Annotated in this window: 12 protein-coding genes and 1 pseudogene; 6 read left to right on the top strand and 7 right to left on the bottom strand. The window is 66.2% G+C overall.

Annotated features, from left to right (window positions below; genetic code table 11):
• Positions 1 to 71 precede the first annotated feature (71 nt).
• Together oscA and HMPREF2914_RS28085 are read right to left on the bottom strand one after the other, a co-directional pair.
• Positions 72 to 254, bottom strand: coding sequence for a sulfur starvation response protein OscA (gene oscA / locus HMPREF2914_RS28090; protein ID WP_003084246.1), 183 nt, complete (start codon positions 252 to 254; stop codon positions 72 to 74).
• 163 nt (positions 255 to 417) lie between these two features.
• Positions 418 to 2,700 (bottom strand): putative bifunctional diguanylate cyclase/phosphodiesterase, encoded by a 2,283-nt coding sequence (locus HMPREF2914_RS28085; protein ID WP_003084250.1) that lies wholly within the window; start codon positions 2,698 to 2,700, stop codon positions 418 to 420.
• Positions 2,701 to 2,871: 171 nt separating this feature from the next.
• Between HMPREF2914_RS28085 and desA the strand changes: the two genes are divergently transcribed.
• From desA to HMPREF2914_RS28055, 6 genes are all read left to right on the top strand, one after another.
• Positions 2,872 to 4,050, top strand: coding sequence for a delta-9 fatty acid desaturase DesA (gene desA / locus HMPREF2914_RS28080; RefSeq protein ID WP_003104496.1), 1,179 nt, complete (start codon positions 2,872 to 2,874; stop codon positions 4,048 to 4,050).
• Between the two features lie 228 nt (positions 4,051 to 4,278).
• On the top strand, positions 4,279 to 5,664 hold the full coding sequence (locus tag HMPREF2914_RS28075; protein ID WP_023092288.1) for a sodium:solute symporter family protein: 1,386 nt from the start codon (positions 4,279 to 4,281) through the stop codon (positions 5,662 to 5,664).
• Between the two features lie 55 nt (positions 5,665 to 5,719).
• Entirely contained in the window at positions 5,720 to 6,676 is a 957-nt protein-coding gene (gene speB / locus HMPREF2914_RS28070; protein ID WP_003104498.1) for an agmatinase, read from the top strand.
• A 52-nt stretch (positions 6,677 to 6,728) separates the two neighbouring features.
• On the top strand, positions 6,729 to 7,691 hold the full coding sequence (locus tag HMPREF2914_RS28065) for a LysR family transcriptional regulator (protein ID WP_023092289.1): 963 nt from the start codon (positions 6,729 to 6,731) through the stop codon (positions 7,689 to 7,691).
• Positions 7,692 to 7,803: 112 nt separating this feature from the next.
• Positions 7,804 to 8,775 (top strand): GGDEF domain-containing protein, encoded by a 972-nt coding sequence (locus HMPREF2914_RS28060; protein WP_003137214.1) that lies wholly within the window; start codon positions 7,804 to 7,806, stop codon positions 8,773 to 8,775.
• A 614-nt stretch (positions 8,776 to 9,389) separates the two neighbouring features.
• Positions 9,390 to 10,772, top strand: a complete 1,383-nt coding sequence (locus HMPREF2914_RS28055) for an OprD family porin (protein WP_003084265.1) — start codon at positions 9,390 to 9,392, stop codon at positions 10,770 to 10,772.
• A gap of 134 nt (positions 10,773 to 10,906) precedes the next feature.
• Here HMPREF2914_RS28055 and aguA read toward each other — a convergent pair whose 3' ends face one another.
• The 5 genes and pseudogenes from aguA to HMPREF2914_RS28030 all read right to left on the bottom strand — a co-directional run.
• Positions 10,907 to 12,013: an agmatine deiminase gene (gene aguA, locus HMPREF2914_RS28050; protein ID WP_023092290.1), complete on the bottom strand. Its 1,107-nt coding sequence runs from the start codon at positions 12,011 to 12,013 to the stop codon at positions 10,907 to 10,909.
• An 85-nt stretch (positions 12,014 to 12,098) separates the two neighbouring features.
• Complete coding sequence (gene aguB, locus HMPREF2914_RS28045; protein WP_003111119.1) at positions 12,099 to 12,977, bottom strand: N-carbamoylputrescine amidase; 879 nt, start codon at positions 12,975 to 12,977, stop codon at positions 12,099 to 12,101.
• A gap of 162 nt (positions 12,978 to 13,139) precedes the next feature.
• Positions 13,140 to 13,805, bottom strand: a complete 666-nt coding sequence (locus tag HMPREF2914_RS28040; protein WP_023092291.1) for a TetR/AcrR family transcriptional regulator — start codon at positions 13,803 to 13,805, stop codon at positions 13,140 to 13,142.
• 60 nt (positions 13,806 to 13,865) lie between these two features.
• Entirely contained in the window at positions 13,866 to 14,927 is a 1,062-nt protein-coding gene (locus tag HMPREF2914_RS28035; RefSeq protein ID WP_023092292.1) for a polyamine ABC transporter substrate-binding protein, read from the bottom strand.
• A 255-nt stretch (positions 14,928 to 15,182) separates the two neighbouring features.
• Positions 15,183 to 15,490, bottom strand: a pseudogene (locus HMPREF2914_RS28030) (glutamine synthetase); the annotation flags it as partial.

Below are 15,490 nucleotides of genomic sequence, written 5' to 3'. Positions count from 1 at the left end.
CCGGTGCGGATGGGGTATCGAACGGATGTTCATGGCGAGACGCCTCCGGTGGTCCAGTCGGGTCGTGTGCTTCAGGCCTGCTTGACGGCCGGTTGCTGCAGACGGAATTTTTCCTTGCGCTCGATCTGCACCACCTGGCCGTTGTGCACGGTGATCTCGACGGCGCCGAAGCGCAGGCCGCGCAGGGCACTCTGGATTTCACGCAGGATGGTGGCTTCGTCCTGGCCATCCAGGCTTCTGAGGGTTGCGCTCATGGGTCTCTGCTCCTGTGGCTCGAGGTGCCGCGTTGCTCGACGAAGTGGAGGCGGCGTGAGGCGCATAGTAAGCAGTGGGCAATATTCTTAAAAATATTGTTTAAGAATCTTTATAGGTAAAGTGGTTATAAGACGGCGAAGCGGCCCGGCTTCGCCGCCAGGCTCAGTCTTCCGGCAACGCCACGGGCGGCAGGTCGAAGCGCAGCGCTTCCGCCGGTTGCGGCCGTCCGTACCAGTAGCCTTGGCCGAAGTCGCAGCCATGTTCGCGCAGGAACAGCGCCTGGTCCTGGTGCTCGATACCCTCGGCAACCACCCGCAGGCCCATGCTTTGCGCCAGGGCAACGATCGCCCGGGCGATCGCGGCGTCGTCCACCGCGCCGGGCAGGCCGGCGACGAAGCCCTGGTCGATCTTCAGCTTGTGCACCGGCAGCCGCTTGAGGCGCATCAGCGAGGAATAGCCGGTGCCGAAGTCGTCGATGGCCAGGTTCACGCCGAGGATACGCAGGCGGCAGAGCAGGTTGAGGGACTGCTCGAAGTCCTCCATCACCGCGCTTTCGGTGACTTCCAGCTCCAGGTAGCGGGGCTCCAGCCCGGACTCTTCCAGGGCATTGGCGATCCTTTCTTCCAGGCCGCCGCGGTTGAACAGCCGGCTGGAGACGTTGACCGCGACGAACTCCAGCTCGACACCGCGCTGTTGCCACTCGCGCATCTGCCGGCAGGCACGCTTGAGCACCCAGTTGTCCAGCGCGGCGATCAGCCCGCATTCCTCCGCCACCGGGACGAACTCGCCTGGCGGCACCAGGCCGCGCTCGGGATGCTGCCAGCGCACCAGCGACTCGACGCCGACGATCCGCCCGCTGGCCAGGTCGTGCACCGGCTGGTAGTGGACGCGCAGTTCGTCGTGCTCCAGCGCATGGCGCAGGGCCGATTCCACCTGGACATGGGCGCGGGCCCGGGCGGTCAGCACGCGGGTGTAGAAGGCGTAGGCGTTACGCCCGCTGTCCTTGGCCTGGAACAGCGCGGCGTCGGCGTGTTGCATCAGGTGGTCGACGTCGCTGGCGTCTTCCGGGTAGAGGCTGACACCGAGGCTTGCGCTGATATAGATCGGCTGGCAGTGGATGTCGAACGGCGCGTTGAAACCGTCGAGGATGCGCTGCGAGAGTCGCGCGACGGCTTCCGGGTCGTCGTTCTCGACGAGGATGGCGAATTCGTCGCCGCCCAGTCGCGACAGCAGGCAGCGCTCGTCGAGCTGGTGTTGCAGGCGCTTGCTGACCTCCTTGAGGAGCATGTCGCCAGTTGTATGGCCGAGGCTGTCGTTGATGTGCTTGAAGTGGTCGAGGTCGATCAGCAGCAGGGCCCCGGCCACCGTCCGGTCCTTGCCGTTCTCCAGCGCCTGCTCGATGCGCTCGCGCAGCAGCACGCGGTTGGGCAGGCCGGTCAGCGAGTCGTGGTGGGCGAGGAAGTCCAGCTCGTTCTCCGAGCGCTTGATGCTGCTCAGGTCGGAGAACACCCCGACGTAGTGGGTCAGTTGGCCCTGGTCGTTGCGCACCGCGCGGATGTGCAGCCACTGCGGGTAGATCTCGCCGCTCTTGCGACGGTTCCAGATCTCTCCGCTCCAGACGTCCTGCTCGCGCAGGGCCAGCCACAGGCGCTGGTAGAACGCTTGGTCCTGGCGGCCGGAGCGGAGGATCGCCGGGGTCTTGCCGAGCACGTCCTCGGAACGGTAGCCGGTGATGCGCTCGAAGGAAGGGTTGACGTGCACGATCACCGCCTGGGCATCGGTGACCAGAACGCCCTCGCGGGTGCTGTCGAATACCGCCGCGGCCTGGCGCAGGTGGTCTTCCTTGAGCCGCTGCAGGGTGATGTCGCGGGCCACGCCGGTGTAGTGCAGCGGCTTGCCCAGGGCGTCGCGGAGGACCCGGCCGCGCGAGTGGATCCAGCGGTAGTCGCCGTCCTTGTGGCGCAGGCGGTAGATGTGGTCGAGATTGTCGGTCAGGCCCTGCAGGTGGTTGCGGTGGGCCTCCAGCACGGTGGCGTACTCTTCCGGGTGCAGGCGCTTCTTCCAGGTCTCGATGGGGTCGCCGAGTTCCTCCGGGGCGAGGCCGATCAGCGCGGCGTAGCCCGGCGAGACGAACATCCGGTCGGTCACCAGGTCCCAATCCCAGAGTCCGTCGCGCACCGCTTCCAGGGCACGGTTCAGGCGCTGCTCGCTGCCGTGCAGTTCGTCGTAGGCCTGGGCCTTGCGGCGAAACTGGCGTACCAGGTAGAGGTACAGGAGCAGGCCGGTGGCGGCGAAGAAGAACAGCCGCTTGGCGGTCATCCAGAACACCAGCTGGTCGTGGTCCTGGACCTGGTTTTGTAACAAATGATCGCTCAGGAACGCCCAGGCGATGGCGATTGCGAGATAAGCCAGGCTCAGGCGAAGGGCACTCAGGCGGGGGCTCATGGGATTTTCAGTGGGCAATTATTGGCCGGGCAGTATAAATGATGGCCATCCGGCCCTGTTCATATCTAAAAGAACGGATGGTAATCCCCAGCCGCTTGGTGATAATGCCCCCAGGTTTTGTCAGACAAGGCCCTCATCACTCCCAAATCCCCCCGAGGTTCAGTACCGCCTATGTGGTTCAACGGTTTTCTCGACCTGTCGCCCTGGCAACTGGTGGCAGTTACCCTGGTGCTGACGCATATCACCATCGTCAGCGTGACCGTCTACCTGCATCGCTATTCCGCCCACCGTGCACTCGACCTGCACCCTGCGTTGCAGCACTTCTTCCGTTTCTGGTTGTGGTTGACCACAGGGATGAACACGCGCGAATGGACCGCGATCCACCGTAAGCACCATGCCAAGTGCGAGACCGTCGAGGATCCGCACAGCCCGGTGCACAAGGGCCTGTTCACCGTCCTGCGCGCAGGCGCTGAGCTGTACAAGGCCGAGGCGAAGAACCAGGACACCCTGCGCATCTACGGCAAGAACTGCCCGGACGACTGGATCGAGCGCAATCTCTACTCGCGCTTCCCGATCGGCGGCGTGGTGCTGATGGCGCTCATCGACCTGGCCCTGTTCGGCGCCCTTGGCCTGACCGTCTGGGCCGTGCAGATGGTATGGATTCCGTTCTGGGCCGCCGGCGTGGTCAACGGCCTCGGCCACGCGGTCGGCTATCGCAACTTCGAATGCCGCGACGCCGCCACCAACCTGGTGCCCTGGGGCATCCTCATCGGCGGCGAAGAGCTGCACAACAACCACCACACCTACCCGAACTCGGCCAAGCTGTCGGTGAAGAAGTGGGAATTCGACCTGGGCTGGGCCTGGATCAAGCTGTTCAGTTTCCTGCGCCTGGCCAGGGTCGCCCGGGTCGCGCCGATCGCCCATCGGGTCGAGGGCAAGCACAGCCTGGACATGGACACCGCCATGGCGATCCTCAACAACCGCTTCCAGATCATGGCGCAGTACCGCAAGCTGGTGATCGCGCCGCTGGTCAAGCAGGAAGTGGCCAAGGCCGACGAGTCGGTGCGCCACCTGTTCCGCCGCGCCAAGCGCCTGCTGTCGCGCGAGACCAGCCTGCTGCAGGACCGCCACCATGTGCGCATCGACTCGATGCTCGCCCACAGCCAGGCGCTGAAGGTGATCTACGAGAAGCGCCTGGCGTTGCAGCAGATCTGGGCCAAGACCAGCGCCAACGGCCACGACATGCTGGCGGCGATCAAGGACTGGGTGCATGAGGCGGAAGCCAGCGGTATCCAGTCGCTGAAGGAGTTCGCCGCGCAACTGAAGACCTACTCGCTGCGTCCCGCCTGACGCCTGGCGCGCCCTCGCGGGTGCGTCAGCCGTCTCTACAACGCGCCGGCTCCTGCCGGCGCGTTGCGTTTCGGCGTCGCCAATGCGACGCCCCGCCGATACTTCTCTTCCTCCGCAAGTCGACTTGCCCGATCCGGGATTCAGCCCGGGCGGCGCCCGGCCTATCTTCGGCGTGCCCAGGCGCCACGCCGGGCGTCACGCAGAACAACAAGAAAAGGAGCGCGGGCGATGTTGCTGGATTACCTGATCATGCTGGTCTACGCCCTGGCCATGCTGGGCCTGGGCTGGTACGGAATGCGCAAGGCGAAGAGCCAGAGCGATTTCCTCGTCGCCGGACGCCGTCTCGGCCCCGGCCTCTACCTGGGAACCATGGCCGCGGTGGTGCTCGGCGGCGCGTCGACCATCGGTACGGTCAAGCTCGGCTACCAGTTCGGCCTGTCCGGCTTGTGGCTGGTGTTCATGCTCGGCCTGGGGATCATCGTCCTCAGCCTGGTGTTCTCGCGGCAGATCGCGCGCCTGCGGGTGTTCACCGTGACCCAGGTGCTGGAGCAGCGCTACCAGGCCTCCTCGCGCCTGATCGGCGGGGTGGTCATGGTCGCCTACGACCTGATGGTGGCGGTCACCGCGACCATCGCCATCGGCTCGGTCACCGAGGTGGTATTCGGCATCCCGCGGATCCCGGCGATCCTCTGCGGTGGCGGGATCGTCATCGTCTATTCGGTGATCGGCGGCATGTGGTCCCTTACGCTGACCGACATCATCCAGTTCGTGATCAAGACCGTCGGTATCTTCCTGGTCCTGCTGCCGTTGTCGATCGACGGCGCCGGTGGCCTGGCGCGCATGCAGGAGGTGCTGCCGGCGGGCTTTTTCGACCTCGGCCACATCGGCCTGGATACCATACTCACCTACTTCCTCCTGTACTTCTTCGGCGCGCTGATCGGCCAGGACATCTGGCAGCGGGTGTTCACCGCGCGCAGCGAGACGGTGGTGCGCTACGCCGGGCTTGGCGCCGGCGTCTACTGCATGCTCTACGGCGCCGCCTGCGCGCTGATCGGCGCGGCGGCGCGGGTCCTCCTGCCGGACTTGGCGGTGCCGGAGAACGCCTACGCCGAGATCACCCGCGAGGTACTGGCGCCGGGCCTACGCGGCCTGGTGGTGGCGGCCGCGCTGTCGGCGATCATGTCCACCGCCAGCGGGTGTCTGCTGGCGGCGGCCACCGTGCTGCAGGAAGACATCTACGCGCGCTTCCTGCGCCCCGGTACCACCAGCGACATCCGCCTGAGCCGTTGCATCACCCTGCTGATGGGGGGGGCGATGCTGGTCCTGGCGTGCCTGGTCAATGACGTCATCGCGGCCCTGAGCATCGCCTACAACCTGCTGGTCGGTGGCCTGCTGGTGCCGATCGTCGGCGCGCTGCTGTGGCGTCGGGCCAGTCCGCGGGGAGCGATCGCCAGCATCGTCGCCGGTTGCCTGGCGGTGATCGTCTGCATGGCCCGCGACGGCCTGCTCGCCAACTCGCCGATCGTCTACGGCCTGCTGGCCAGCCTGGCGACCTTCGTCGCGGTCAGCCTGGCCACCCGTCCTGCCGCCAGCCTGCGAGCCCAGCCGGAATGAACCCACGGCGCCGGGCGGCGCCCGGTGCTTTCTTCCCGCCACACGGAGACGCTCCATGTCGAACGACCATCCGCAGCCCCTCGACGCCGCCGAGATTCCCCGCTTCGCCGGTATCCCGACCTTCATGCGCCTGCCGGCGTTCACCGACCCGGCGGCGCTGCAGGTCGGCCTGATCGGCGTGCCCTGGGACGGCGGCACCACCAACCGCGCCGGTGCCCGCCATGGCCCGCGCGAGGTGCGCAACCTGTCCAGCCTGATGCGCAAGGTGCATCACGTCAGCCGCATCGCGCCCTACGACCTGGTGCGGGTCGGCGACCTCGGCGACGCGCCGGTGAATCCTATCGACCTGCTCGATTCGCTGCGCCGCATCGAAGGCTTCTATCGCCAGGTCCATGCCGCCGGCACCCTGCCGCTGTCGGTCGGTGGCGACCACCTGGTGACCCTGCCGATCTTTCGCGCCCTGGGTCGCGAGCGGCCGCTGGGCATGGTGCATTTCGATGCGCATTCCGATACCAACGACCGCTACTTCGGCGACAACCCCTACACCCACGGCACGCCATTCCGCCGAGCCATCGAGGAAGGTCTGCTCGATCCGCTGCGCACGGTGCAGATCGGCATCCGCGGCTCGGTGTATTCGCCGGACGACGACGCTTTCGCCCGCGAGTGCGGCATCCGCGTGATCCACATGGAGGAGTTCGTCGAACTGGGCGTCGAGGCGACCCTGGCCGAAGCGCGGCGGGTGGTGGGCGACGGGCCGACCTATGTGAGTTTCGACGTCGACGTGCTCGACCCGGCCTTCGCGCCCGGCACCGGCACCCCGGAGATCGGCGGCATGACCAGCCTCCAGGCCCAGCAGCTGGTCCGCGGCCTGCGCGGGCTGGACCTGGTCGGCGCCGACGTGGTGGAAGTCTCGCCGCCGTTCGATGTCGGCGGCGCCACGGCGCTGGTGGGGGCGACCATGATGTTCGAGCTGCTCTGCCTGCTTGCCGAGTCGGCCGCGCGAAGCGCCTGACGGCGTTCCGCCGGCCCGGCTTTGGCGCTATAACGAAGGCGGACCGAACGCCATGGGGGCGGGAATGCTGGGCAACCTCAACGACATCGACCTGCGCATGCTGCGCACCTTCTGCGCCATCGTCGAGGCCGGCGGCTTCACTGCCGCCCAGGTGCGCCTGAACACCAGCCTGTCGCGCCTGAGCGTGCTGGTGCGCGACTTGGAGGTGCGCCTGGGCTATTCCCTGTGCCGGCGCGGCAACGGCGGTTTCCAGTTGACCGAGGAGGGACAGGAACTCTATGACGCCGCGCTCGGCCTGTTCAGCGACATCGCCCGTTTTCGCGAGCAGGTCCGCGGCCTCGGCGGGCGCGATCGCGAGGCGTTGCACCTGGGTTGCGTCGATGGCGTCATCGGCCAGCATTGCCTGCCGTTGCCGCTGGCCATCCGGCTGTTTCGCCAGCGCGCCCCGGAGGTCCTGCTCAAGCTGCACACGCGGCGTCCCGACGAACTCGAGCACGCGGTGCTGGAAGAGCGCCTACAACTGGCGGTGGGGGCCTTCCATCACCGGTTGTCCGGGCTCTACTACCAACCCCTGTTCCGCGAGGAGCAGAACCTCTATTGCGGCAGCGCGCACCCCTTCTTCGCCCGGGCGGACGACGAGCCGGCGCTGGACGAGATCTGCGCCGCCGACTATGTCGGCCGCGGCTACATGGCGGAAAACCACCGCCCGCACGACCTGCGCTTCAACCAGGGGACCGACGCCTACACCATGGAGGCCATCGCTACCCTGGTCTTCAGCGGCACCTACATCGGCTACCTGCCGACGCACTACGCCGCCACCTGGGTCGCCGAAGGACGCATGCGGGCGATCCGGCCGCGGCAACTGGCCTACGACTCGGAATTCCATTGCATTACCCGCCAGGGACACGAAGAACGACCGACCCTGACCCTGTTCCTGCGCTCGCTGTTCGAGGCGCAGAAACAACTGGGCGTGCAGGTGCCGGCGAATACGAACGGTATCGCTCGGCAACTGTGACCGAGCGCACTGGCTGGAGCCTTTCCCTGCCGTTCGGCGGGCATTTCTGTATCGCCGCGACCCCTGCGCTAAGTTGGCGGTCGAACCCGTTCCGCGAGCAGAGCGACGATCCATGGACGACCTACCCGGCATTCCCGAAGACCCGCAGGAGGCCGCGCTGGCCTTGCTGCACAGCCGTGCCGAAGTGGCCCGGCTGAAGGAACGCGAGCAACTCTTCAGCGCCTTGCTGGCCAGCGTCAACTCGGTGCTCTGGGCCTACGACTGGCAGAACCGGCGGATGGTCTACGTCAGCCCCGCCTACGAGAAAATCTTCGGCCGTTCCGCGGCGCTGCTGCTGGCGGACTACGAGGAGTGGCGCAACAGCATCTACCCGGACGACCTCGACTACGCCGACAGCAGCCTGCTGCAGGTGCTCGAACGTGGCGCCGTGGAACAACGCGAATACCGCATCGTGCGCGGCGACGGCGAGGTCCGCTGGCTCAACGACAAGTGCTTCGTCAGTCGCCAGGGCGAGGCGGGACTGCCGCTGATGGTGGTGGGCATCGCCGAGGACATCACCGACAAGAAGCACATGGAGAGCGAGCTGCAACGGCTGGCCACCACCGATGTGCTGACCCAGAGCAGCAACCGTCGCTATTTCTTCGACAGTGCCGAGGCGGCCTTCAAGGAGTGTCGCCGCGAGGGGATACCGTTGGCGTTCCTGCTGCTGGACGTCGATGACTTCAAGAAGATCAACGACCGCTTCGGCCACCAGGTCGGCGACCAGGTCCTCCAGCGTATCGCCCAGAGCGGCAGTGCCGCGTTGCGCCGTGGCGACCTGTTCGGGCGGATCGGCGGCGAGGAGTTCGCCGTGCTGCTGCCCGGCTGCGACGAGCAGACCGCGCGACAGATCGGCGAACGCCTGCAGCGCGAGGTGCAACGCCTGCGCTTCCAGGAGGGCGAACAAAGCTTCGGGATCACCGTCAGCCAGGGCCTGACGGTCCTCCAGGCCGATGACGAGGGGCTCGGTGCCCTCTACAGCCGGGCCGACGCCGCGATGTACTCGGCCAAGCGCCAGGGCAAGGACTGCATCGTCGTGGGCTGACCGCTGGGCAAACGTTTCCGTTTTGTCGACGGCGCCACGGAATACCTCTTTGGGGAGGCGACCGGCAGGCTGCGGCTGCGGTACAATATTCCTTAAAGCTATTAAATACGAATAATTAATTCTTTTTAGGTTTATTGTGGATATTTTACTGTTTATTACCCACGCGCTATAAAGCGCAGGAAATAACGATTTTCTGAAACGTGGCGGTAACTCGCCAGAAAGGAAGCTGTAATAGGCGGTTTTCTGCCGATACCCTCCGGCCCCGTCAGCCGGGAGAAGGGCAGGAAGCCCGAGAGGACGCGAAGGCGGAGCCCGATGGAAAGATTGGCTTACAAATTGCCTTCACTGGCGGTGGGTCGAGATACCCGCCGCACAATAACAAGACACGAGTACACCCATGCACACGCTTCCGTTCGCTGCCTCCCTGCCTGCTTGCCTGCCCCGTCGTTCCATCGTCGCGGGTTGCGCCGTTTCCTGATCCATCGAATGCCGAGTTTCGCGCGCGCCATCTTCCGGGATGGTACGGCGCTCAGTGTTTCAACGACCGGTCGGGCCCACGCGTTCCACTTCCCCCGACCGGAAGACAATTAGCAATACCAATGGGGAAAAGACCAATGAAGAGTCGCAAGATCAACAAGTCACGACTGGCCCTGGCCATCACTGCCGGTACCCTCGGTGCCCTGGCGCAACAGGCGGTCGCCGCCGGTTTCATCGAGGACAGCAAGGCATCGCTGACCCTGCGCAACTTCTACATCAATACCGACAACCGCAATGGCACCGCCTCGCCGAGCAAGCAGGAAGAGTGGGGCCAGGGCTTCATCCTGAATTACCAGTCGGGCTTCACCCAGGGCACCGTCGGCTTCGGCGTCGACGCGCTGGGCCTGCTCGGCGTGCGCCTGGACGGCGGCGGCCGTGCCGGCAAGAGCGGCCTGGACCGCCAGCCGGGCACCGTGTTCCCGCTGGAAAGCAACGGTGAGCCGGTGCACGACTTCGCCAGCCTGGGCCTGACCGCCAAGGCCAAGGTATCCAACACCGAGTTCCGCTACGGCACCCTGCAGCCGAAGCTGCCGGTGGTCACCTACAACGACGGCCGCCTGCTGCCGGTCACCTTCGAGGGCGGCCAGGTCACCTCGACCGATCTCAAGGACTTCACCCTGGTTGCCGGCCAACTGGAGCACTCCAAGGGCCGTAACTCCACCGACAACCGCAGCCTGAGCATCGCCGGCGCCAACGGCAGCAGCGCCAGCTCGCGCGACAGCAACAAGTTCTACTACGCGGGTGGCGACTACAAGGTCAACAAGGACCTGACCCTGCAGTACTACTACGGCAACCTGGACGACTTCTACAAGCAGCACTTCCTCGGCCTGATCCACAACTGGCAGATCGGCCCGGGCGTCCTGAAGACCGACCTGCGCGCCTTCGACAGCAGCTCCGACGGCAAGAACGGCAGCCGTTCCGGCCGTGCCGACGGCTACGTCAGCAGCGGCTACTACGGCAGCGGCGTGACCAAGGGCGAAGTCGACAACCGCGCCTTCAGCGGTCTCTTCACCTATACCGTCAGCGGCCACAGCATCGGCGCCGGCTACCAGATCCTCAACGGCGACAGCGACTTCCCGTTCCTGAACCGTGGCGATGGCGAAGGTTCCACCGCGTACCTGATCACCGACGTGCAGATCGGCAAGTTCCAGCGTGCCGGCGAGCGCACCTGGCAGGTCCGCTACGGCTACGACTTCGCCACCGTCGGCGTGCCGGGCCTGACCTTCAACACCATTTACCTGAGCGGCGACAAGATCAAGACCGCCCGCGGCGACCAGAGCGAGTGGGAACGCGATATCTCCCTGGCCTACGTGATCCCGGACGGCACCTTCAAGGGCCTGGGCTTCACCTGGAAGAACGCCTCCTTCCGCAGCGGCCTGCCGGCCGCCGGTTCGAGCAACAACCAGCGCGACCAGGACGAAAACCGCCTGATCGTCAGCTACACCCTGCCGCTGCTGTAAGCTCCGGCCGGACAGGAAAAAGCCCGCGTCCTCCTGGAGGACGCGGGCTTTTTTCATTCAGGGCGCCACTCGGCGTGCCGGGCCGGCCAGCGCGAACAGCGCCGCGGCTGGCCATCCGCCCTGGGGGATGCCCGTCAGGCCTTGCGCGGCGCTGGTTGCTGCTGGGTGATGCAATGGATGTTGCCGCCGCCGAGGAGGATCTCGCGCCCCGGGACCATCACCACCTCGTGCTCGGGGAACACCCGCTGGAGTATCGCCCTGGCCTCGGCGTCCTTGGGATCGTCGAAGCTCGGCGCGATGATGCCGCCGTTGACGATCAGGAAGTTCACGTAGGAACCGGCCAGGCGAATGGAGGGATCGCGCGGCTGGCTGCCCTCGACGATATCCACGCCGTCGCACTCTTCCTGGGTCGCGTACAGCGGGCCGGGGATCGGCATCTTGTGCACCACCAGCTTGCGTCCCTTGGCGTCGCGGCTTTCTTCCAGCACGCGGAGGGCGGCCTGGCAGCGCAGGTAGTTCGGGTCGTCCTGGTCGTCGGTCCAGGCCAGCAGCACCTCGCCGGGACGCACGTAGCAGCAGAAGTTGTCGACGTGGCCGTCGGTCTCGTCGTTGTAGAGGCCGTTCGGCAGCCAGATGATGCTGTCCACCGCAAGGTAGTCGCGCAGGGTCCGCTCGATCTCCGCCTGGCTCAGGTGCGGGTTGCGGTTGTGGTTGAGCAGGCATTCCTCGGTGGTGATCAGCGTGCCTTCGCCGTCGACGTGGATCGAGCCGCCCTCGAGGACGAAGTCGTCGGTGCGGTAGCGGGCGCGCCGTTCGATCTCGAGGATCTTGCGTGCCACCTGGTCGTCGCGCTGCCAGGGGAAGTACAGGCCGCCTTCGAAGCCGCCCCAGGCGTTGAAGCCCCAGTCGACGCCGCGTACATCGCCCTTGTCGTCGATGACGAAGGTCGGGCCGGTGTCGCGGACCCAGGCATCGTCGCTGCTGATTTCCACGACGCGGATGTTGCCGTCGTCGAGGCGCGCGCGCGCGTTCTCGTACTGCCCGGCGCTGGCGCAGACGGTGACCGGCTCGAAGCGCGCGATGGCCTTGGCCACCGCGGCGAAGGCCGCTTGGGCCGGCTTGCCGCCGTTGCGCCAGTTGTCCGGGCGCTCCGGCCAGACCATCCAGGTCTGCTCGTGGGGTTCCCATTCGGCGGGCATGCGGAAGCCGTCGGCGCGTGGGGTGCTGGTCGGATTGCTCATCGCTGCTCCTGAAATCGTTGCTATGCGCGGCGGACGCCGGCGCGGAATGCGCGGGGCGTCCCCGCGCGGATCGTTTCCCGAGGCCTCAGGACTCCAGCGAGCCGTCGAGGGTCTTCAGCGGACCGTAGAGGTTCGGCCGGCGGTCGCGGAACACGCCCCAGGCGCTGCGGGTACGCTCCAGCGCATCGAGGTCGAAGGTGTGGACAAGGATACCTTCCTCGGTGCGATTCAGCTCCTCGACTTTCTCGCCGAACGGGTCGGCGATGAACGAAGAACCATAGAAGGTGATGTCGTAGCCGTCCTGCTCCTCGCGGCCGATGCGGTTGGAAGCCACCAGTGGCATCAGGTTGGCCCCGGCATGGCCTTGCTGCACGCGCTGCCAGTGATCGCGCGAGCTGATGCTGGCGTCGTGCGGTTCGCTACCGATGGCGGTCGGGTAGAACAGGAGTTCCGCGCCGAGCAACGCCATGCTGCGCGCCGATTCGGGGAACCACTGGTCCCAGCAGATACCGACGCCGATCCGTGCGTAGCGGGTCTGCCAGACCTTGAAGCCGGTGTCGCCCGGATTGAAGTAGTACTTCTCGTGGTAGCCCGGGCCGTCCGGGATGTGGCTCTTGCGGTAGACCCCGAGGTTGCCGCCATCGGCGTCGATGACCGCGATGCTGTTGAAGCGGGCGCGCCCGGCGCGTTCGAAGAAGCTGATCGGCAATACCACCTGCAACTCCCGGGCGAGGGCCTGGAAGTGGGCGATGGCGGCGTTCTCCTCGACCGTGGTGGCCAGCTGCAGGTAGTCCGGGTTCGGCTTCTGGCAGAAGTAGGGCGTCTCGAACAGTTCCTGGATCAGGATGATCTGCGCACCCCTGGCGGCGGCCTGGCGCACCAGTTTCTCGGCGCGGGCGATGTTCGCCGGACGATCCCAGGAGCAGGCCATCTGGGTGGCGGCGACGGTGACGTTGCGGGTCATGGAACACCTCGTGTGCTGGCTCGGATGGCTGCCGGGCTTGGCGGCGGCCGGTTGTGGGTCGGGCGGGCGGGAACGGGGTGTCGCGCCCGATCGAGGGATGGGCGGATTTATATCCGATAAAAATCGGACTGTGAAGCGGTTTAAGAGGGTTTTATGGGTTTTCTATCGATTTAAATCGGATATAAATCTGGTTAATGGTTCGCTACGCTTTTCCAGGATCGGCGGCAGGTAGAGCCCCAGGTAGGCGTCGAACACCCGCATGCCTTCTTCCGCCAGGCGTGCGTCGATGATCCCGTGACGCTGGACCGACAATGCGTAGACGCGATCGCCTAGCTCCATGGCCAGGCTGAAGATCTCGATATCGGTCGGCAGCGGTGGCAGCAGGAAATGCCGCTCGAACAGGGCGCGCATGGCCTGGCCGAGTTGCACGTCATGTTGGCGATCGGCCTGGGTGACTTCGGCCAGGCCGTGGCTGGCGAGAATCAGTTGGCGGGCCGCCGCGTCGCGGGCGTAGACCGCCAGCATGCGCTCCTCGACGATCCGCGACAGGTCGCGCCAGCAGCGCAGGCCTGCATGGTCCACCGGCTGTTCGAGGCACGCGCGGAAGGCGGCGTGGACCTCGCCGGTCAGCCCCTGGAGCAGGGCCGGCACGCTGGGGAAGAAGTGGTAGACCGACGATGGCGGCATTTCCGCGCGTTCGGCCACGCTATAGATGGTCAGGCCGCCGATGCCTTCGTTGGCGAGCAGGCCGCGGGCGGCGTCGAGGATCGCGGCGATCCGGGCCTGGCTGCTGGCGCGGGGCTTGCGGGTGGACGAGGTGGGCTGCATGGCGGGTCTCCGGGCGTGAGCGGCTATTGGACGCCAGCTCACGCGACCGGGGCAAGCCGCTCAGTGGCTGGCGCCGCGGAAGGCCTTCCAGATCTCGTCGACCACTGGCCGGAGTTTTTCCGGCGGCGTTTCCAGGGCGAACAGGCGGCGGCTGGTGTCGCGGTCCGGATACAGGCCGGGTTGCTGGCGCAGGGCGGGATCGAGGAAGCCGGCGGCGTCGGCGTTGCCGCTGGGGTAGAGGGTGGCGGCGGTGATCTGTGCGGCGATCTTCGGTTGCATCAGGTAGTCGATGAAACGGTGCGCCTCGCGTGGATGCTGGGCGCCGGCCGGGATCACCAGGTTGTCGATGAACAGCACCGAGCCTTCCTGCGGTACCTCGAAACTTACCGGCTGGCCCGCCTTGGCCGCGCGCAGGGCGTCGCCGACCCAGGCCATGGCCAGGCAGAGGCGACCGCCTTCGAGGTCGGCGATGTAGCGCTCGCTGTCGACGTAGCGCAGGTTCGGTCGCAGTCCGTGCAGCGCCTCGGCGGCGCGGCGTACCTGGCTCGGCGCGGTACGACCGAGGTTGCGGCCCTGGTAGTTGAGGAGGATCGCCAGGGTTTCGTCCGGCGCGTCCAGCAGGCTGATGCCGCAGCTTTTCAGGCGCTGGCTCTGGCTGGCGTCGAACAGCAGGCTCCAGCTGTTGGGCAGCGGCCCGCCATAGGCGGCTTCGGCCTGCGGGGTGTTGATGGCCAGGCCTACGGCACCCCATAGATAGGGGACGGCGTGGCGGTTGTCAGGGTCGACTGCGGCCAGTTTGCTCAGCAATTGACGGTCGAGATGGCTGCGGTTGGGCAACTGGGTGAAGTCCAGCGGCCGCAGCAGGTTGTCCTTCAGCAGGGCCGGCAGGGTGTCGTGGGAGGGGACGGCGACGTCGATCGCCTCGCCACTGCGCAGCGCCTTGTCCAGTTCCTCGGCGGTGGCGAAGGTGTGGTACTCGACGCGGATGCCGGTGTCCTTCTGGAAGGACTCGAGCACCTGCGGGTCGATGTAGTCGTTCCAGTTGTAGACGCGCAGGGTCTCCTCGGCCTGAGCCAGCCAGGGCGCGAGGGCGAGGAACAGCAGGACGGAAAGGCGGGGCATGGAATCTTCTCGCTGGACGGAACGGAGCGGACGATGGTGCCGGAGCCAGGCGGCAGAGGCATTGATGCAGGCCAGCATCGAGTCTGGCGGGAGGCGTGGCGGCAGGCTGTGCCGTGGCGCACATTTCCCGGTTCCAAGAAAAGGACCGGGGCGGTTTCCCAGACACAGACGCCCCCGCGTTGAGTGTCTGCGAAACCGCCCCGGATTTCGCTGCGTACGGCGCCGGCCCAGGACCGGCGCGCCGATACCGCTACCTCAGACGGTATGCAGGTACCAGTTGTACTCGAGGTCGGAGATCGAGTGCTCGAATTCCTCCAGCTCGCTTTCCTTGCAGGCGACGAAGATGTCGATGTACTTCGGGTCGATGTACTTCGCCATGATCTCGCTTTCGTCCAGCTCGCGCAGGGCGTCGCGCAGATTGTTCGGCAGGCTCGGCTCCATCTGCTCGTAGGAGTTGCCTTCGATCGGCGCGCCCGGCTCGACCTTGTTGGTCAGCCCGTGATGAACGCCGGCCAGCACCGCTGCCAGTAGCAGGTAGGGGTTGGCGTCGGCGCCGGCCACGC

It is taken from the genome of Pseudomonas sp. HMSC067G02 (assembly GCF_001813485.1).
Lineage (GTDB): Bacteria > Pseudomonadota > Gammaproteobacteria > Pseudomonadales > Pseudomonadaceae > Pseudomonas > Pseudomonas aeruginosa.
This window is presented reverse-complemented; position numbering and strand designations above follow the sequence as displayed.